General features: G+C 70.5%; 18 protein-coding genes and 1 riboswitch. Of the genes, 17 read left to right on the plus strand and 1 reads right to left on the minus strand.

Annotated features, from left to right (window positions below):
- Window positions 1–4: 4 nt before the first annotated feature.
- The 13 genes from lpxD (at window position 5) to QN163_02825 (ending at window position 12,729) form a co-directional block, all read left to right on the plus strand.
- A complete protein-coding gene (gene lpxD / locus QN163_02765; GenBank protein ID MDR5682935.1) occupies window positions 5–997 on the plus strand; it encodes a UDP-3-O-(3-hydroxymyristoyl)glucosamine N-acyltransferase in 993 nt (330 codons plus the stop codon).
- Between the two features lie 63 nt (window positions 998–1,060).
- Window positions 1,061–2,803 (plus strand): hypothetical protein, encoded by a 1,743-nt coding sequence (locus QN163_02770; protein ID MDR5682936.1) that lies wholly within the window; start codon window positions 1,061–1,063, stop codon window positions 2,801–2,803.
- Window positions 2,800–3,630, plus strand: coding sequence for a UDP-3-O-acyl-N-acetylglucosamine deacetylase (locus QN163_02775; GenBank protein ID MDR5682937.1), 831 nt, complete (start codon window positions 2,800–2,802; stop codon window positions 3,628–3,630). The genes QN163_02770 and QN163_02775 overlap by 4 nt, the downstream gene beginning before the upstream one ends.
- A 42-nt stretch (window positions 3,631–3,672) precedes the next feature.
- Window positions 3,673–4,119, plus strand: coding sequence for a 3-hydroxyacyl-ACP dehydratase FabZ (gene fabZ / locus QN163_02780; protein MDR5682938.1), 447 nt, complete (start codon window positions 3,673–3,675; stop codon window positions 4,117–4,119).
- Between the two features lie 5 nt (window positions 4,120–4,124).
- Window positions 4,125–4,934: an acyl-ACP--UDP-N-acetylglucosamine O-acyltransferase gene (lpxA, locus tag QN163_02785; protein MDR5682939.1), complete on the plus strand. Its 810-nt coding sequence runs from the start codon at window positions 4,125–4,127 to the stop codon at window positions 4,932–4,934.
- Window positions 4,934–5,788 (plus strand): UDP-2,3-diacylglucosamine diphosphatase LpxI, encoded by an 855-nt coding sequence (lpxI, locus tag QN163_02790; GenBank protein MDR5682940.1) that lies wholly within the window; start codon window positions 4,934–4,936, stop codon window positions 5,786–5,788. Before lpxA ends, lpxI begins: the two co-directional genes overlap by 1 nt.
- A gap of 7 nt (window positions 5,789–5,795) precedes the next feature.
- Window positions 5,796–6,950, plus strand: coding sequence for a lipid-A-disaccharide synthase (lpxB, locus tag QN163_02795; GenBank protein MDR5682941.1), 1,155 nt, complete (start codon window positions 5,796–5,798; stop codon window positions 6,948–6,950).
- A gap of 24 nt (window positions 6,951–6,974) precedes the next feature.
- The gene (gene lptC, locus QN163_02800) at window positions 6,975–7,535 is read left to right on the plus strand and encodes an LPS export ABC transporter periplasmic protein LptC (GenBank protein MDR5682942.1); all 561 of its coding nucleotides are present in this window, start codon (window positions 6,975–6,977) and stop codon (window positions 7,533–7,535) included.
- Window positions 7,532–8,341, plus strand: a complete 810-nt coding sequence (locus QN163_02805) for a hypothetical protein (protein ID MDR5682943.1) — start codon at window positions 7,532–7,534, stop codon at window positions 8,339–8,341. Before lptC ends, QN163_02805 begins: the two co-directional genes overlap by 4 nt.
- A gap of 13 nt (window positions 8,342–8,354) precedes the next feature.
- Window positions 8,355–9,113, plus strand: coding sequence for an LPS export ABC transporter ATP-binding protein (gene lptB, locus QN163_02810; protein ID MDR5682944.1), 759 nt, complete (start codon window positions 8,355–8,357; stop codon window positions 9,111–9,113).
- A 1-nt stretch (window position 9,114) separates the two neighbouring features.
- Window positions 9,115–10,269 carry an LptF/LptG family permease gene (locus QN163_02815; protein MDR5682945.1) on the plus strand — a complete coding sequence of 385 codons (1,155 nt, stop codon included), beginning with the start codon at window positions 9,115–9,117 and terminating at the stop codon, window positions 10,267–10,269.
- A gap of 8 nt (window positions 10,270–10,277) precedes the next feature.
- Window positions 10,278–11,942: a glycosyltransferase family 39 protein gene (locus tag QN163_02820; protein MDR5682946.1), complete on the plus strand. Its 1,665-nt coding sequence runs from the start codon at window positions 10,278–10,280 to the stop codon at window positions 11,940–11,942.
- Between the two features lie 22 nt (window positions 11,943–11,964).
- A complete protein-coding gene (locus QN163_02825) occupies window positions 11,965–12,729 on the plus strand; it encodes a polyprenol monophosphomannose synthase (protein ID MDR5682947.1) in 765 nt (254 codons plus the stop codon).
- A 3-nt stretch (window positions 12,730–12,732) separates the two neighbouring features.
- Here the strand turns inward: QN163_02825 and QN163_02830 are convergent, their stop codons facing one another.
- On the minus strand, window positions 12,733–13,647 hold the full coding sequence (locus tag QN163_02830) for a DUF3084 domain-containing protein (GenBank protein MDR5682948.1): 915 nt from the start codon (window positions 13,645–13,647) through the stop codon (window positions 12,733–12,735).
- Window positions 13,648–13,715: 68 nt separating this feature from the next.
- A riboswitch (cobalamin riboswitch) is annotated at window positions 13,716–13,925 on the plus strand.
- 29 nt (window positions 13,926–13,954) lie between these two features.
- Here QN163_02830 and QN163_02835 point away from each other — a divergent pair.
- The 4 genes from QN163_02835 (at window position 13,955) to QN163_02850 (ending at window position 19,085) form a co-directional block, all read left to right on the plus strand.
- Window positions 13,955–15,790, plus strand: coding sequence for a TonB-dependent receptor (locus QN163_02835; protein ID MDR5682949.1), 1,836 nt, complete (start codon window positions 13,955–13,957; stop codon window positions 15,788–15,790).
- A 655-nt stretch (window positions 15,791–16,445) separates the two neighbouring features.
- Window positions 16,446–16,706 carry an energy transducer TonB gene (locus QN163_02840; GenBank protein MDR5682950.1) on the plus strand — a complete coding sequence of 87 codons (261 nt, stop codon included), beginning with the start codon at window positions 16,446–16,448 and terminating at the stop codon, window positions 16,704–16,706.
- 15 nt (window positions 16,707–16,721) lie between these two features.
- Window positions 16,722–17,186 (plus strand): hypothetical protein, encoded by a 465-nt coding sequence (locus QN163_02845; protein ID MDR5682951.1) that lies wholly within the window; start codon window positions 16,722–16,724, stop codon window positions 17,184–17,186.
- Window positions 17,187–17,597: 411 nt separating this feature from the next.
- The gene (locus QN163_02850) at window positions 17,598–19,085 is read left to right on the plus strand and encodes an S-layer homology domain-containing protein (GenBank protein MDR5682952.1); all 1,488 of its coding nucleotides are present in this window, start codon (window positions 17,598–17,600) and stop codon (window positions 19,083–19,085) included.
- The last annotated feature ends 287 nt before the right edge of the window (window positions 19,086–19,372 follow it).

Consider the following 19,372-nt stretch of genomic DNA (forward strand, 5'->3'; position numbering starts at 1 on the left):
GGCGATGAGGCTGAGCGAGATCGCAGGCCGGCTCGGCGGCGAACTCCGGGGCGACGGTGACATTGAGATCGTCCGGGTCGCCCAGCCGGACCGAGCCGGACCGGACGCGATCGCGGTCTGCGCCACGCCGCGCGCGCTGGACGAGGCGATCGCGGCTGGGGCGGGCGCGGTTGTGGTGCGTTCTGGGGAGGAACTGCCGGTTCCCTCGGTCCGGGTCGCCGACACCCGGCTGGCGCTGGCCGTGCTGCTGGAGATGTTCGGGCCCGCTCCGCACCGTCCCCTAGGTGTGCATCCCACGGCGGTGGTCGCGCCCACCGCGCAGCTCGGGCCGCAGGTCGCGATCGGCGCCCACGCGGCCATCGGCGAGGGTGCGCGGGTCGGCGCGGGCACGGTCATCCACGCCCACGTCTGCGTCGGCCCCGAGGCGACCGTCGGCGAGCGGTGCGTGCTCTACCCACACGTCGTGGTGGGCGAGCGCGTGCGGGTGGGCGACCGCGTGATCCTGCATGCAGGTGTGGTCCTGGGAGCGGACGGGTTCGGGTTCGTGGCGGGGCCGCACGGCCATCGCAAGATCCCGCAGGTCGGCACCGTGGTGGTCGAAGACGACGTGGAGATCGGGGCCAACACCACGGTCGATCGGGCCACGCTGGGGGAGACGCGAATCGGTGAGGGGACGAAGATCGACAACTTGGTCCAGATCGCGCACAACGTCCAGATCGGGCGGCGCTGTCTGATCGCCGCTCAGGTCGGGATCGCGGGCAGCTCTGTGATCGAAGACGGGGTCGTCCTCGCCGGCCAGGCGGGGGTCTCCGATCACGTGCGGATCGGCGCCGGCGCGGTGGTGCTGGGGAAGGCGGGCGTGACGAAGGACGTCCCGCCGGGGGCGACCGTCTCCGGCTTTCCCGCCCGGGCGCACCGCGAGGAACTCCACGAACAGGCCATGCGCCGGCGCCTGCCCGAGCTGCTGCGCCTGCTGCAGCAGCGCCGGCGCCCTTGACCCGTGGGGCCGCCCGTGCGCGATGGAGTCCTGATGGTGGCGAAATCGGCGTGGTGGTTGTGGGTGATTGTCCCGATGGCGCTGGGGTTGCCCCCGGCGCACGCGCAGCTGCCCACGGTCGTGGTTGTTCCGGCCGCCTCGTCGGCCGCCATCACCGTCAACGGGATGCACGTGATGCGGCTGCACGGCCCCGACGCGGAATCCCGTGCCCAGGCGGTGGCGCACCGTCTGCGCGCTGTGCTTTCCGTCGCGCCGGTGCGCATCGAGGTGCAGCCGGATCGGACCGGCGTCCACCTGGTCGTGAACGGCCACCGGGCGGTGACCGCGGACACCGCTCAGGCGCGGGCAAACAACACCTCTCCGTACTTTCTAGCCCTGGCCTGGGCAAAGGCGCTGCGGCGAGCGCTGGACTTCCGGCAGATGTGGCTGCGCCCGTCTGCCGTGGCGGTGGCGCCGGGAGCCGAGGCGACGGTCGAGGTGCTGACCGTCCCGCGCGGCGCGGTCCACATCGGCGATCACGACCGCGGGGTGGCAGAGGTGCGTGCCGACGGCACCGACCGGTTGGTCGTGCGGGGCGTGTCGGCCGGGACGGTCCGCGTCCCGATCTCCTACGAGGGGATACGGCGTGAACTCGTCGTCTCCGTGCGGCCGCTGGCCGGCGGCCTGCCCGCCTCGGTCCGTGTCGTCGTCACCGGCAATCCGGCGGGCGCCGACGTCGTGCAGGAGGCCGTCGCCCGCAGGCTCGAGCAGGAGGCCCACCTGGGCCCGGGCGCGTTCGTAGAAGTCCCGGCGGTACTGGCCGGACCGCTGGCGGAGGGTCGGCGGCACGTCGCGGCTGTGCCGGTGCGTGTCCGCAGCCCGTTCGCGTTGCCGGTCGAGGGGATCGTACGGATCGTGGTCGACAACGAGCGCGCGACTCTCGCGCAACCCTCGCGCCTGTACGTCAGCAACAACCCCGAGCGGCTCGCCATGGACGGTACTGTGTTCCGCGAGACGATCGAGCCCGATACGGCGATCCGCATGCTGTACCACCACAAGAACGGGTCCGACAAAGACAAGGTCGTCACCGTCCGCATCCGCAACCCGAACGGACAGCCCGCGCGGGTGCACCTCCAGGTGGCCACACCGAGGGCATGGCACGACACGATGGCCGTCGGCCACGCCGCGGCCCGCCGCTTTTTGGAGATGCTGATCTCGGGTGCAGGATACGTCCTGGAGATCCCCGCCGGCGGGGAGCACACGTTCACCGCCCAGCGGATGCCACCCGCATTCGTCGTGTCGGGTCTGCTCCAGGCGCAGCTGCTCGCCGGTGGACCGTTGGAGATCGCGGTCGCGGTCCGCGCCGCATACCTGCTGGAGCGCACCGTCACGCGCGACGTCGATCCGACGCCGCTGAGCCACCCGCGGGGTATCTTCTGCACGCCGGAGGTCGAGATCCGCAAGACGCTGGCGGTCGGGTCTGACGAAGTGGTCGAAATCGGGTCCAGCGGGCGCCTTGCGGATCTGCGCACCGGCAGGCTCCTCGCGGGCGACTACGGGGTGCTGTACCGGCTGCGCCTGGAGCTCCACAACCCCGGGGAGACGGAGGTGGAGGCGGATCTGTGGTTGCGTGCGGCCGGCGGTCCCGCCTACGCGACGTTCGTCGTCGACGGGCGCTTGGTCGATCTGTCCTATCTGGCGCCCCACCGTGAGGTGGCGCTGGTGTCGGTCCGATTGGCTCCCGGGCAGTCGGTCCCGGTGGAGCTGCTGACGATGCCGGAGGCGGCGTCGTCTTATCCGCTGAAGATCACGTTGAGGGCGAGGTGACGCGCAACGCCGTGCAGGGCGGGGTTCCGCACAGGACCATCCGCCGGGCGGTGGAGATCTCTGGCGTTGGCATCCACAGCGGCCGGCCTGCGCGCGTACGGATCCATCCCTCGCAGCGGCCCGGCATCGTGCTGGTACGCGGCCACGTCGAGACGCGCGCGGATCTGGATGCTGTGACCGAGACCTCTCGTCGCACTGTGCTGGCCGGTGTGGCCACAGTGGAACACCTCATGGCCGCGGCGTTCGCGCTGGGCATCACCGCGCTGCGGGTCGAAGTCGCCGGCGACGAGGTCCCGATCGCCGACGGCAGCGCGAAGCCCTTCGCCGACGCCCTTGCCGACGCCGGTATCCGCGACCTCCCGGAGGTGATGCCGCGACTGCGTGTGGTCTGCCCCGTGTGGGTGGCCCGGGGTGACGCCCTGGCGGCGGCGTTCCCCGCGGACGCGTTGCGTGTCACGTACGTCGTCGCGCTGCGCGACGCGGGCTTCCAGGTGTGGGATGGGGACATCACACCCCAGACCTTCATGCACGACCTGGCACCTGCGCGGACATGGGGGTATGCGGACGAAGCCGACGGGCTGCGGGCGGCCGGACTGGCCACCGGGGCCGACGCACACAACACCTTGATCCTCGAGGGCGGCGGATACCGGAACGCGCCGCGTTTTTCCGACGAGCCGGTCCGCCACAAGGTCGTCGACCTGATCGGCGACCTCGCGCTGCTCGCCGCCGGGCTGGAGGCGCACGTCGTCTGTCTGCGCGGCGGGCACGGGCTCCATCTGGCGCTGGCCCGGAAGATCCGAGAGGCGGTCGGCCCCCCGGCGTCGTAACCAGTACGCAGCATACGACCGTGGGGCCGTCCGGAGGTGGCGATGGAGCTGTCGATCCGTGAGATCCTTCGATATCTGCCGCACCGCTACCCGTTCCTGCTCGTCGACCGGATCGTCGAGATGGACGTCGAGGCGGGCCGGATCGTTGCCCTGAAGAACGTGACGATCAACGAGGAGTTCTTCACCGGCCACCTCCCCGGCAGGCCGGTCATGCCCGGGGTGCTTATCATCGAAGCGCTGGCGCAGACGGCCGGCATTCTGGCGCTGCACAGGCTGGGCCAGCCGGGTCGGGTCGCGTACTTCGCTGCTGTGGACGGTCTTCGGTTTCGCCGGCCGGTGCTCCCGGGCGACCAGCTGCGCCTGGAAGTCACGCTGGACTGGATCCGCGGGCGGCTCGTGAGGGTCCAGGGGCGCGCGCGGGTGGACGGCCAGCTGGCGGCCGAAGGGACGCTGACCTTCTCCTTGAGCAACGACGAGGAAGAAGCTTGAACAGGGTGGTCGACGACGAGCGGGTGCATCCCACGGCGCTGGTGGATCCCCGCGCGCGTGTCCATCCCAGCGTGCGCATCGGTCCGTACGCGGTGATCGGCCCCGACGTGGAGATCGGCGAGGACACCGTCGTGGGCCCGCACGTCGTGGTCGAAAGGTACGTGCGGATCGGGCGGCGGAACCGCATCTGCACCGGCGCGGTGATTGGGTGCGAGCCGCAGGACAAGACCTTTCGCGGCGAGCGCAGCCACGTCCTGATCGGTGACGACAACGTGGTGCGCGAGTACGCACAGATCAGCCGTGCCACCGGAGAGGGCGCGGCGACGGTCGTCGGCGACCGCAACTACATCATGTCCACGGTGCACGTCGCCCACAACTGCCGGCTCGGGTCGGACATCGTGATTGTGACCGGCACCGGGCTGGCCGGACACGTACAGGTCGGTGACGGTGCCCAGGTCGGCGGGATCACCGGCGTGCACCAGCACGTGCGGATCGGGCGGCTTGCGATGGTGGGGGGCAAGACCGCGCTGACCCAAGACCTGCCCCCGTTCCTACTCGCCAGCGGGGTGCCGGCCCGCGTGCGGGGACTGAACCGCATCGGCCTCCAGCGGGCGGGCATCGCGCAAGAGGAGATCGAGCGCCTGCGCGGCGCGTTCCGCATCCTGTACCGGATGGGTCTGACCCCCCGCCGCGCCGCTGAGCGCATCGCAGCGGAGATCGGCGAGGAGGGCTTGGTTGGCGAACTCCTGGCGTTCTTGCGCGAAAACGAGACGTCGCGCCGCGGGCTGACGCGCTTCCACCGGGAAGCACGTTGATGTCTGGATCCCTGCCCCTCCCAGACCACGGGTGGACGCCTACCGGCCTCGGCGGTGCCGAGCCGGTGGGTCTGGTGGCCGGCGCCGGAGCGCTGCCGCGCGCGATCGCCGAGGGCATTCGCCGCGCCGGCCACAGGATCGTCTGCGTCCAGGTGGCCGGAGATCCCGGGCCGCTGATCGATGTGTGCGATGCGCACATCCCGCTCGCACCGGGCGACGCCGCGCGCGCGATGGCAGCCCTGCGGGAAACCGGGGTTCGGCACCTGGTGCTGGCCGGCAAGGTGGACAAGTTGGCCGCGCTGGGCGGGGCGCTGGACGACGTCGCGCGCCACATCCTCCGCCAGGCCCCGGACCGACGGGACGGTACCCTATGGCGTCTGGTGGCCGGGCTGCTGGAGGAGGAGGGCTTTCGGATCCTCCCGCAGAGCCACTTCGCCCCCGAGATGATCGCGCCGGCCGGTTTGATCGGTGGCCGGGATCCCTCTGCGGCCGAGCGAGACGACCTGACGCTGGCCTTCGCGTTGGCCCGGCGTGTGGCAGAGCTGGACATCGGGCAGGCGGTGGCGGTGCGCGACGGGGTGGTGCTGGCGGTCGAGGCCGCGGAAGGCACCGACGAGATGATCCGGCGCTGCGCGGCCTTCGGCGGCGGTGCGGTCGTGGCGAAGGTCAGCCGCCCCGATCAGGACCCGCGGTTTGACCTGCCGGCCGTCGGACCGGACACCGTCACCGCGATGCGGGACGCCCGTGCGGTGGCGCTGGGCGTGGAAGCCGGCCGGACGATCATCGTGGACCGCGCCGCGTTGGCCCGAACGGCGGAGGCGGCGGGGCTCGCGGTCATCGGGCTCCGATCCTGACCGGGCGGTGCCAGGCACGGGCCCAGCTCCAACCATCTTCTTGCTGGCCGGCGAGGTCTCCGGCGACGTGCAGGCCGCGCATCTGGCGCGGGCCATCGGCAGGCTCGCCCCACACGCGCGCCTGTTCGGTGCGGGGGGACCGCGCATGGCCGAGGCGGGTGTCGAGATCCTCGAGGACACTGCCCAGTGGGGTATCGTCGGGTATCTCGAGGCGTACCTACGCATCCCCCTGTTCGCCCGCCGTCTGCGGGTCATCCTCCGCCGGATCGTGGACAGCCGGCCCGACGTCTTGGTGCTCGTGGACTTCCCGGGGTTCAACCTGCGGGTCGCCGGGCGCCTGAGCCGTCGCATCCCCACCGTGTACCACTTCCCGCCGATGGCCCACGGCCGACGCGGCAACCGCGCCGCCGTGCTGGCCCGCCTGCCGGTGCGCGTGCTGGCGCCGTTCGCGTTCGAGTTCGAGAGATACCGGGCGGCGGGGGCGGATGTTACGTTCGTGGGTCACCCTGCTGTGGATCTGGTGCACCCGGGAGTCCCCCGCGAAGAGTTCTGCCGGCAGGTCGGGTTGGACCCCCTCCGGCCGCTCGTGGCGCTGTTGCCGGGCAGCCGCCGCCAAGAGGTCGAGGCGCTGCTGCCGGTGATGCTGCGGGCCGCGGAGGTTGCGGCGGCGCGCCTGCCCGGCGTGCAGACCTCGGTTGCGCTGGCATCGGAGCGGCTGGAGCCCCACGTCTTGGGGGCGCTGCGGTCAACGCGGGTGGACGCACCGGTGGTCAGGGGTCGCACCTACGACCTGTTGGCCGCCTCCGATGCGGCCGTCGTGGCCTCCGGCACGGCCACGCTGGAGGCGGCGCTGCTGGGCGTACCGATGGTCATCGCCTACCGCGTGTCCCGCGCGACGGAGTGGATTGCCCGTCGGGTGGCGACGCTGCCGTGGATCGGGATGCCCAACATCCTAGCGGGTCGGTACATCGTCCCCGAGCTGCTGCAGGAAGACTGCCGCGCCGATCGCGTCTGCGAGGAACTCGTCGGCTTGCTTACCGACCGCGAACGCGCCGAGCGAATGCGCCGTGATATGAAGGAGGCGACGCGTGCCCTCGGCCCGCCGGGAGCCCTGCATCGGGCGGCCGTCGAGGTCCTGGCCGCGATCCACGCTCGGCGATGAGCGGCCTCTGCTACGATGACAGCGATGCGCGCGCACTGCGTCCTGCTGACCGTGGCGCTGGTCTTCCTGACGGCTGCGGCGTGCGCGGGCCCCGGTGCGCCGGCGCAGACGCCCCCGCCGCCGGCTGCCGCGTCCCCGACACCGGTACCCTTCCTCGAAATGAGCGGGAGTCGGCTGGTCGGCACGGACGCGCAGGGGCGAAAGGTGTGGGAGCTGCAGGCCGAAGGCGTGGTCGTAGACGACGCGCAGCAGAACGTGACGCTCCAGCGTCTGAGCGGGTACTTCTTCGCCGAGGACGGGCTGGCCGTGCGCTTCGAGGCCGCACGCGCCAGCTACAGCGTTCCCGACCGCGTCATCCGGCTGGAGGGCGCGGTGCGTACGGTCGCGGCGGACGACCGCTGGTTCGCAGCCGACCGTGTGATCTACGTAGCTGCGGACAACCGGGTCGTGGCCAGCGGCAACGTCCGGTTCCGGTACGGTACCATGACGGTCCAAGGCAGCGAGTTGCGCGCGGACGTCGCGCTGCGCCGCGCACGGTTGACGGGTGCGGTGCGCGCCACGGTGCGCGAGGGAGAACGACCGTGAGGGGCGCAGCACGCCTGGTGGCGTCACTGGCCTGCGCGGGGATGCTGGCGGTACCGGCCGCCCCGTCCGTGGCGCAACCTGCCGGCCCGATCGAAGTCCGCGACGCGCGCAGCGCACAGTACGACGCCGGGACGGCGACCTGGCTGCTGGAAGGCCGGCCGGTGCGGGTGCGCCGAGGGGACTTCGAGATCGCCGCGGCCCGAATCCTGTACCGGGAGAAGGAGCGCCTGGCCATCGCCCAGGACGGGGTGCGGGCCCGGCACAAGGGCCAGACGGTCACTGCGGACCGGGCGCGTGCAGACATGGTTCAGCAGGCGGTCGCGCTGGAAGGCAACGTCGTGCTGGAATACCAGACGGCCGAGGGTCTGGCGGTGCTGCGGGCGCCGGCGGCCGACGCGGACCTGCGCGTCGGACGGGTGCTGGCCCGGGGCGGGGTGCATGCGACCTGGGGCCGGGTGGAGTTGCGCTGCGAGAGCGCCGCCGCGGATCTGCGCGCGCAGACCGTCACCGCGACCGGGGGCCCGGTGGCGATCGTGGAGGGAGTCCGCGTGGAGGCAGATCGGATGCAGGCGGATCTGGTGCCTCAAGTGCTCTACGGTACGGGCGGGGTGCGGGTTGCCGATCCGCGGCTCGTCGCCACCGCCCACGAACTGGAGATCGGCTGGGGGGAGCGCGTCGCCATGCTGCGCGGCGACGTGGTCGCGCGGCACGGCCCCGACGTGCTGCGCGCCGCCGCGGTGCGCTACGAGTTCGCAACCGGAAGAATGGTGGCGACGGGGAGGCCACGGGTTGTCGTCCATCCCTGAACCGACCGGCCAGATGCGACCGCCGGTGGCCCCAGCGGCCGGCGAGGTCGCCCCGACGCTGCGCGCCGAGGGGTTGGTCAAGCGCTACGGGTCCCGCACGGTCGTCAACGGTGTGAACCTGGAACTCCGCCCGGGCGAAGTGATGGGTTTGCTGGGGCCGAACGGCGCGGGCAAGACCACTTCGTTCTACATTATCGTCGGCCTGGTGAGGCCCAACGCGGGAGAGGTCTACCTGGGCGGTCGACGGATTACGCACCTGCCGGTCCACCTCCGCGCGCGCGCGGGCATCAACTATTTGGCGCAGGAACCGTCGGTGTTCCGAAAGCTCACGGCGGGGGAGAACATCGAACTGATCCTCGAACAGCAGGGGATGCCGAGGGCGCGCCGGAGGGAGAGGACGGACGAGTTGCTCGCGGAGTTCCACGTGCTGCACCTGCGCGACCAGCCCGCCTATACCCTCTCCGGGGGAGAGCGCCGGCGGGTGGAGATCGCGCGCGCGCTGGCCAACCGGCCGCGCTTTCTGCTGCTCGACGAGCCATTCACCGGCGTGGATCCGAAGGCGATCCAGGACATCCAGGACGTGATCGCCTACCTGCGCGGCCAGGGGATCGGGATCATGATCTCCGACCACAACGTGCGCGAGACTCTGGCGATCACCGACCGTGCAGCGATCATCTACGAGGGGCAGATCCTCTTCGAGGGCACCTCGGAGGAGCTGGCGCGCAGCGAGGAAGCCCGACGCTTCTACCTGGGCGATCGCTTCCGGATGTGAGATGGCCGGGTCTCCGCTGACTTCCGCCGAACGCGGTGTGGCGTCGCGCGCCCGGGACGCCGGCCGCATATGGCCCGGTGCGACCCTGCTCGACCGGTACGTGGCGGGTGAACTCATCGGGGCGCTCGCCTTCGGCGTGGCGGTGTTCGGGTTGTTGCTGGTCGCCAATCAGTTCTTCTACCTGGCGCGCGTCGTCATCGAATACAACTTCCCGAGCTCCCAGCTGCTGCCGTTGATGGTGTACAAGTTGCCCGTGTTGCTCTCGTTCAGCCTGCCGATGGCGATGCTGCTGGCGACGATCCTGTCGTTCGGCCGGCTGTCGGAGGGCCGCGAGATCGAGGCGATGCAGACCAGCGGCATCGGGTTGCACCGCATCGCACTCCCGGCCGTCGTCCTGGCCGCGGCGGTGTCGGTCGCGGCCTTCGCGGTGAACGAGACGATCGTCCCGGCGTCGGAGATCCGCTACCGAGAGGCGTGGGGGCGCTTCGCCGGCCAGCCCGTGAACTGGGGGCAGCGGTGGAACGTCCTGTTCCGCGACCGGGCCGCGGACGGCAGTGAGGTGGTCGTCACCGCGCAGGTCCTCGACCTCGAGGAGGGAACGCTGCGCAACGTGGTCGTCCAGCAGCACGTCTCCGAGCGGCTCAGCCGGATCATCGAGGCCGAGCACGCTCGGTGGGACCGCGACGGCTGGGTCTTCGAACGGGGCCGGTTGATCGTGGTGCAGGACGGGGCGGTCATGAGCGACTTCCAGACGATGCGGTTGCGCCTGGAACGCAGCCCGCGCGAGGTCGCCCCGCCGATCCGGACGCCGGCGGAGATGAGTACGGCCGAGATCCGCCGCGAGATCGCTCGCCGGGAACGGGACGGCCAGCCCACACGGGGGCTGCACGTGGACCTGCACGGCAAGTTAGCGCTGCCCGCAGCGTCGGTGGCGTTCGTCGTGCTGGGGATTCCGCTCGCGCTGCTCCCTCACCGTGCGGGCCGGCGTGGCATCGGCTTTGGGCTCACCGTCGTGGCGCTGCTCGGCTATTATGCTCTGATGACCGGAAGCACAGTCATGGGGCAGGCGGGCCAGCTGCCTTCGATCGTGGCCGCCTGGCTCCCCAACGCCGTCACCGCAGGGGTCGGCGTCTGGCTGATCCGCCGGCGGCGATGAGTTCCTGGGTGGCCCGGACGGAAGGCAACGCGCTCGCGCGGGAAGGCACGAACGCCGCGGCCGCCCACGAGCGCCTGTGGGCCGCAGCACTGACCGTGCTGGTCGGATTGCTATTCTTCTACGACCTGGGCGCGGCCGCGCTGTGGGACCAGGACGAGTCCAAGTACACCGGCGTCGCGCAGGCGATGCTCCGAACCGGCGACTGGCTCACGCTACACTGGAACGGCGAGCCGTGGTTCGTCCATCCTCCGCTGTACATGTGGCTGGTGGCAGCCACCGGCGCGCTGGTGGGCTTCAGCGAGTTCGTCGCGCGCTTCTGGTCGGCGTTCTTCGCCGCAGCCGGCGTCGGTCTGACGGCCGTGCTCGGGCGGGCGATGTTCTCACCTCGGACGGGTCTGCTCGCGGGGTTCGTGCTCGCCACGACGCTGCAGTGGTTCGCCCAAGCCCGCATCGCGGTCTTCGACTCCATGCTGGCGTTCTGGATCCTCGGCGTGGTCTACGCCTTCTGGCTGGGCTACCGGGGACGGCGGGCCGCCTACCTCTGGGCATTCGTCTGCGCGGCGCTGGGGACGATGACCAAGGGACCGGTCGCAGCCGTCCTGCCGGGGTTGGGCCTGTTGGTCTTCCTGTGGCGGCGCGGCCAGCTGGATCGGCTGCGCGAGATCCCGTGGGGCAGTGGGCTTACCCTGTACGCCGTGCTCGGCCTGGGGTGGTACGCCGCCAGCTACGCGCTCCACGGGGAGCCGTTCGCGCGGACGGTGTTCGGCTACTACACGGTGAACCGCTACGTCGGCGTGGTCGAGGGGCAGTCGGGTCCCCTCTGGTACTACGTGCCGGTGCTGCTGCTCGGTGCCCTTCCGTGGGCGGCATTCTTCCCCGCCGCGTGGGCACACCACGTCCGCCACCGATCCGATGCGGCGAGCGACCTGGTCGTCACGTGGTGCGTCTTCGTGGTGGTGTTCTTTTCGCTGGCGGGGACCAAACTCCCGAACTACGTCCTCAGCGTGTACCCGATCGCCGCGATCGCCATTGGCCGCACGTGGGAGGTCGCGATCACAGACGACCGCCCGCAGGCCCTGCGGTCCGGGTGGGCCCTGCTGGGCGTGGTGTTCGTCCTGCTGATCGTCGGGGTCGCCGCCTACGGGTTGGTGCTGTACCCGCAGGAGTTCCGCCGCGTCGCCCCCGCGTTGGTTCCGACGGTCGGCGCGCTGCTTGTAGGGGGCGCGACGTCGGCGGTGTTGGGACTGCGGGGCTCGCAGCGGGCGGCGATCCCCGTGCTGGGAGCGTCGGTGGTGGCGTTCTTGCTGCTGCTGATCGTGCGGGTCGCCCCCGAGATCGAGCGCCAGCGGTTCCATAGGGAGGTCGCCCGCGCGGCGGCCGCGGCGGCGCGGGCGGGCGAGGTGCGGATCAGCCTGTGGACGTGGAACAGCCTGATCTACTACGGGAACATGGAGTGGCGGTATGCCTGGGACGTATACGAGTTTCGCCGGCTGCTGTGCCGTGTCCATCCTCGTCAGACCGCGGTGGTCGTCATGCCGCTTTGGGCCTGGGAGGAATCCATCCGGCCCCTGGCCGGCCGAGCGCTCGTCGTCGAACGCGTCGTGGCCGACCACGTGATCCTGCGCAAGCCGTACGGACGCAGCGCGCGCTGCGGCTTCGAACAGGCCATGTGAGGCCAGCCGGCGCCGGCACCCGATGACCACAGGCCGAACGCCGAAATCCGAACCGCTGGCCGTCGGCCCCCAGCTCTCGACCCGTGAAGGGACCGCGCCCACCGTCTCCATCATCGTTCCCACATACAACGAGCACGACACACTGCCCGAGCTGGTCGCTCGTCTGCAGGCGGCTGCCGGGCCGGGCATCGAGATCGTGGTCGTGGACGACGCCTCGCCGGATGGGACCGCAGAGGTCGCCGAGCAGCTGGCGCGCGAGGGTGTTCCGGTTCGGGTCGTGCGAAGGCCACACAAGCAAGGACTCGCGACAGCCGTCCTGGCGGGCGTCGCGGCGAGCCGGGGCGAGATCCTCGTCGTGATGGACGCAGACCTGTCACACCCTCCGGAGACCGTCCCGGCGCTGATCGCGACCATCGGGACCGGCGCCGACATCGCGGTCGGCTCGCGCTACGTCCCGGGCGGATCCGTGCGGGATTGGCCGATGCGGCGCCGGCTGATGAGCCGGGTTGCGGTGTGGCTGGCCAGGACGATCCTGCGGGAGCCCACGCGGGATCCGGTCTCCGGTTTCTTCGCCGCGCGCCGACGGTGCCTGGCACACAGGCGGCTGCGGGGGCTGGGTTTCAAGATCCTCGTGGAGGTCCTCGCGCATGCCAGGGGCGCGCGCATCGTCGAGGTGCCGTACACGTTCACCGATCGGCGGGGCGGGGCGAGCAAGCTGGGACCGGCAGAGGTGTGCAACTACCTTCGGCTGCTGTGGCGCCTGAGGAAGGAGCGGGGATCCCTTTGACCCTCACGGCGCCTCGAACCCCAGGATCAGCGGCCCGTTCGTGTAGGTATCGGCCAGCGCGATGACGCGCACCCGGTGTTGGCGCGCGGGGCCGGCGGCGATCTGATCGGTGACCCGGCGGCCGGAGTCGAGGTCGAGCACGAAGAACGGCGGTCCGCCGACCCGCTGCCGCGGGGCGGAGAGGATCTTGCCCTCCGCGGCACGAACAGCGGTCGCGGCAAGTTCCAGCAGGGCGTGCTGGATGTCCTCCCGTGAGCCGCGGCGCACCGTTCCCTCTGCGATCGTCCTCCCGCGCGGATAGACAAGCTCGTTGTTCACCAGGATCACCTCGACCGGGACCGGCGTGCCGGCGAGGACGTTCTTCGTACTGACCAGGCGCACCACGACCTCACGGTTGCGCTGGCCGATGATCCGCTCCCACGCTTCCCATGTCTGCCCGGGCGGATCCGGCAGGATGACGTTGCCCGCGCCGTCCGGCCCGGCACCCTGGCTGGAGGCGAACTCGACCGCTTCCTGGCGCACCCGGAAGAAGACGTTGCGTATCGTCGACAGCGGAGCCCGTCCGTCCACGATGCCGCGGGCGACTTCTTGGCCACGCAGCACCGCGATGTCACCCTGCTCGAGCGCGCGGATCTCGCGCCGCAGGGCGTCCGCACGGCGCTCGAGGGCATCGAGCGTTTCCCGCAGCTCGAACAGCGCGATGCGTGCGTCGCGCGAGAACGCGAGCACGGCGCCTACGGTGACGACGTTGATCAGGATCCCCGCCAGTACGGTCACGATCTGCGCGGTGGTCCGCGGCCGCAGGCCGAACAGGCTGAGTCGCTGCTTGCCCGCGCGGCGGCCGACGAGGTTTCCGACGAACGCGATCAGGCCGCTGACGACCAGCAGGATGGGGACGAGTATGAAGCCGATGTCCATGTGATTCCAGCATACCGTCGGAGGCCGAACCCCGACAGTGGCGCGCCGGGATCCGGATGTCGGTCTTTGCCTGACGCTGCTATACTGGTGCTCGCGCAGGCGTCAGGGAAGCCGGTGCGACTCCGGCGCGGTTCCCGCCGCTGTAACCGGCGAGCCTGCCTCCGCAGATCTTCGGATCACCCACTGGGCCGCAGAGGTCCGCAGCCGGCGGCCTGGGAAGGGAGGAGGCCGGTGAGGACCCGGAAGCCAGAAGACCTGCCTGTGCAGATCCCACACCCCTTCGGGTGGAAAGCGGAGGTGGGAAATCATGCCGTCTTATCTGCCTCGGTTCTGCCGAGGCATTTTGCTGTTGGCCGCCCTCCTCGGACCGGCCCTCCCCGCAGCAGCTCAGTCCCCACAGCCAACCCCCACGCCACCGGCCTTCGAGGGCGACGAGGTCACCGTCGTCGGCCGGCGCCCGCAGCCGGTGATCACCAGCCCCGCGTACGTGACCGTGATCGACGGCACCGAGCTGCGCCGCCTCGGGTTCGTCACCGTGGCAGACGCACTTGAGTTTCTCGCCGAGGTGTACGTGCGGACGAGTGTGGCGGGCCCCGGCGGATTGCAGCAGGCCTCGATACGCGGGACGACGCCCCAGCAGGTACTCGTGCTGCTGGACGGGGTGCTGCTGAACGCCACCGCGCAGTTCGGCGTGAACCTCGCGACGATCTCCCTGGCCGAAGTCGAACGGATCGAGGTTCTGCGCGGTCCGTACTCCGCGATCCACGGCAGCGGCGCGCTGGGCGGGGTGATCCAGATCGTCACGCGCCGCCGCGCGGAGCGCGTCGCCTACGGTGCATTCGGCGCGCACGGCACCGCGCACGCTGGGCTGACGTTGGGGGGTGGCGGACCGGTCCTGCTGTACACTGCCGGTGCCGAGTACCTGTCCACCGCGGGCGATCGCCCCAACTCCGACGCCATCCGGTGGACTGCCGCGGGCCGGTTCGTGCTGAACTACAGCGGCCCCAGCACCCTCACCCTGTCGGTGCACCACACGGCCGGCCGCGCCGGGCTGCCGGGCACGACCTACTTCCCGAGCGCGGACGACCGGTTGGCCGACGGGCGCACGGTGGTGACGCTGACCTGGACGCACGCTGGGGGCGGCGAGGTTGAGCAGCAGGCGCGGGTCTGGTGGTTTAATGAAAGATTAGGCTACACGTCGCCCGGATATGCATCGGACAGCGAGGGCAGCGCGCACGGTGCGCAGTGGCAGCGGGTGGCGCGCCTGGAAGGCGGGGGCATCCTCACCTTGGGTGTGGAGTGGCAGTGGGCGCGGTACAGGTTCGACAGCACCTTCGGCGGGTTCGCCGCCGAGTCGCACAACGGGACGGCCTATGCGCAGTACGACTTCCCGTGGGATGGGCGTACCCTGGTCGGCGTCGGGTTGCGGTACGACCTGCACTCCTTGTACGGGCCCCAACTCAACCCGCGCCTGGGGTTCGTCCACTTCCTCGGTGCCGACCTGCGGCTGCGGGGCGGGATCGGTCGCACCTTCCGAGGCCCGACGTTCGGGGAGCTGACCTTTCCCGGATGCAGCAACCCGAACCTCAAGCCTGAGACGGCGTGGTCGGCGGACCTCGGGTTGGAGTACGCTCCGGCGGGATGGGGCGCGGTGGTCCGCCTGAACGGCTTCTACACCGACGCGCAGAACCTCATCGTTGGAGGCTGCGACCCGCACAACGTGGGCTCTGCGCGCGTGGCGGGTTTGTCGGCCGAAGTCGTGGGCCGGATCGACGAACGATGGATGGTCCGCGCGAACGCGACCTGGTCCGACGCCATCGACCGGCAGACCGGGCTGGCGCTGCTGCGGCTCCCCCGGTGGACGGCGAGCTTGATCGCGCGCTACGAGATCGACCGCGGCGCGGCGGTGTCCCTGCTCACGCACTATGTCGGCGAGCGAGACGACCTTGACTTCTCGACCTTCCCGGCCAAGCGCGTGACGCTCGGCGGCTACTGGACGTTCGGAGCGCGGTACGAGCACTCCTGGTCCGGGTGGACGCTGCGGCTGGGCGTGGACAACCTGTTCGACGCGAGGTACGAGACGCTGCGCGGCTATCCCGCTGCCGGGCGTACGTACTTCGTGTACGTATCGTCGTCGTTTTGAGGGAGGCATGCACCCTTCGGCAGGAAACGCGAAGCAGGTGTCCGGTCACCGACTGGGGCGGCTCGTTGTCGTGCTGGTCGGTCTGGCGGTCGTCTTCGCATGGGCGCATTTCCACCGTGTGCAGGCACCGCACGCCGGATCGACGGTGCCGCCGGTCGGCACCGGAGCGCCGACCGCAGAGGACGAAGGGGATCCGTGGTGGGGCCGGAGGACGACGGACGAGATCCGGACCCCACAGCCGGCAGCCGCGGGTTCCACCCCACGGATGCAGCGCAGCCCACGACCACCACAGGAGCGACGCGCCGGTCACACGCGGTCTTCGGGGGCGGTCGGATCGGCCCCATCGGCCGCCGCGGTTACCGCTCGGCCGTCGCCGTCCGCCCGGCCCGCGGGTGGTCGGATGCCGTCTGTCCCAAACTCGCCCGCTTCGGTTCTTCCTCCCGACGGGGACAGGACGGTAGGCCCGGTGCAAGCCCGAAAGGTGCCCGCGCCCGAAGAAGACGACCCGCAGCTCCCTCCCCCGTCCCCCCCCAGCCGGGAGGAAACCACCCCTCACACGGAGCAGACAGTCGATGCAAGCCAGGACCCCACCCCTGTCCTGACGCCACCGCGTCCGCTCTTCCACCTCTCACCGGACCATCCGGACCCAGCCACCGTGGTCGTGCGGCGGGGCGAGCTGGGCACGGGTGCGGCGGTGGCGGTCCGGGAGGGCCGGGTACGCCTGCGGTTGCTCGTGTTGTCCGACGGCAGCGTCGGCGCGGTGGACATCGTGGTCTCGTCGGGGTACGGTGAGCTCGACCGCGCCGCCGCCGCGGCTCTCGCGGTCTGGCGGTTTGCGCCCGCGACCCGCGACGGGGTGCCGATCGACGCCTACTACCTGGTGTGGGTCACCTTCCGCGTGGAGGACGGGCGATAGCCTGCCGGGGCGGGGATGGAGATCCAAGACCGGGAACGTCGAATCCGTGACAGTACTGGACGGTCCGTCGACGGCCGGGCCCGGGTGGTGCTCGCCGTCGATCCGGGCCGCGACAAGTGCGGGCTGGCGGTCTGCACCACCGAACAAGTGTTGCACCGCGAGGTCCTGCCGACCGGAGAGCTGGTCGAGCGCGTGCGCTCGTTGGTCAGCCACCACGGGGTCGACGCGATCCTGGTGGGCGACCAGACGGGCTCGGAGCCCGTCGTGGCTGCGCTGTCGGGACTCGGCAAGCCTGTGAGGGTCGTGGCCGAGCGCGGCTCGACGCTGGCGGCTCGGCGCCGTTACTTCCAGGACCACCCGCCCCGCGGCATCGCCCGATTGTTGCCGCCCGGGATGCGTGTCCCCCCGGTCCCCTACGACGACTACGTGGCTGTCTGGCTAGCCGAGCGGTATCTGGAACACCAGGGCAAATGGGGGTAGGTGCGTACCGGTCGGATCTCCGGCAGGACTTGTGGCCCGTACGGCGTATCTAACAAGCACGGGCGCTTGCTTGGACTCCCGACGGTCGCGTCAGGTCGGGGAGGCTAGAAGCGCCGATTTCATGGTATTTTTCGTTGACACGAGGTCCGCGGATCCATAGAATCGATCCTGCAAGAGCGGACTCTGTCATAGTTGCACGTCTAAGGCGTGGCGGCCATCGTCTCGCAACACAGGGCCGACGGGGCGGAAAGGAGGTGTGTCCCCCAAGCCGCCAAAGGCTGTTCTAGACGATGGAACGCGCGAGAGAGCGGAAGGCCGAAGGGAAGGTAGAGGAGGCAACGAGGATACTCTGCTGCCGATCCCCCAGGTCGGACGCTCGCAACCCATCTCTGACAAGAGGGGGATCCAACCTTGCAGACGAAGAAGGTCGCAGTAAGCATCGTCGCGGCCCTCGTCCTCGCTCTGGTTGCCCCGGTCTTTGCCCAGCCCTTCGCGGACGTGCCCACCGACCACTGGGCGTACGACGCGATCGCGGAGCTGGCCGCCAAGGGCCTGATCGAGGGCTATCCGGACGGGACGTTCAAGGGCAACCAGCCTCTGACGCGCTACGAGATGGCTATGGTGGTCGCGCGGATCATCGCGCGGATCGAGGCCATCCCTGCTCCCACGCCGCCGCCGGCTCCGCCGCCGCCGCAGGTCACGCGGCGCGACATCGAGACGCTGCAGCGGCTGATCAACGAGTTCCGGGCCGAACTGCAGGCCCTCGGTGTGCGGGTTACCGCACTCGAGGAGGAACTCGCCGCCCTGCGGGCCAGGCTGGACAACACCCGCATCACGGGCGTCTTCCAGTACCTGTACTGGGGCCTGCAGGAGCCCGCTCAGGCTCCGCGGCACGGTCTGAATCGGGTTCAGTTGACCTACGCTGGGACGATCACGCCGGATCTGAGCGCCACGCTGCGGGTCCGCCACCAGACCGCCGGCAACCCGAACACCGGCACCGGCACGACCGGCGATCCTGGCACGCCGGTTCCGCCGGTTCTTGCGACCACTGGCACGATCTTCTTCGATCGTGCCTACCTCGACTGGCGCAACGCGCTCGGCGTCAGCGGTCTGAGCCTCCGTCTGGGCCGCGACGCGGTCGCGCTGGGGCCGATCGGTCTGCTGCTGGACGCCGTCTACTGGAACGAACGGCGCGAGGGATTGCAGGCGCGCTGGACGGTCGGACCGGTTGCGCTACTCGGGGCCGTGCAGTGGGCGACTCTCGCCCAGAACACCACGGCGTACATGGCGGTTGCGCGCGCTTCGTTCGACCCGATCCCGGGCTGGACGCTGGGCGTGAACGTGCGCAGCGACACGGACCCGTGGGTCGCCGCCTACGGCGGACTGGGCTTCAGCGTCGACCTGCGCGCTTCGGTCCTGGCCGGGGTGACGCTGACGGCCGAGTACGCGAGCTACACGCCGACGGGCACCTTCGCGCGGAACTACATCTTCGCCAGCGCCGCGCTCGACCTCGGCCGGCTGGCCGGGATCGAGATGCTGGCACCGAGGCTCACGGTCTGGTACAAGAACCTCGACCCTGTGACCGGCGTGTTCCCTGCTGGCGCGCCGCGGCCCAACCCGCGGACGGTGGACACGATCCTCGGCCTCACGCCGTCCTTCGTGGGGGACATCCAGGCGTTCGGCGGACAGCTTGATCTGACGCTGTTCGAGAACGTCGCCATGTGGGGCATGTACGAGACGGGTAACCAGAAGAGCACCAACCTGGCGTACTCCGGATGGGAAGTGGGTGCCCGCTGGGCCTTCGCCGCGCGCTCGAACCTCTGGCTGTTCTACGGCAGCCAGACCCTGGGGGCCACCACCTTGACCCACTGGGGCGCGTTCGTCTCGACCAGCTGGTAGACGGAGCCTCGCTCCGCAACCAGAGCACTTAGACCCACGACGGCCCCCGGGAGACCGGGGGCCGTCGTATTTGCGGCGCCACTCACCGGCCCTGCTGAAACGACGGAGCCGAACGGGACGTGGGGCTCGTTTGACGAAGGCGTGCGATCCGTGGTAGCAATGACCTGATGGGTGCACCTTTAAGTCGGTCCGGAGAGGCCGGCAAGGGGCGCGACGACTGCGACCAGCCTTCTTGCCGGCGGCAGGAAGGCTTTCTTGATGCCTGCCGCCCGTGGCCGGCGCCTCAT

It is taken from the genome of Armatimonadota bacterium (assembly GCA_031432545.1).
Lineage (GTDB): Bacteria > Sysuimicrobiota > Sysuimicrobiia > Sysuimicrobiales > Sysuimicrobiaceae > Caldifonticola > Caldifonticola tengchongensis.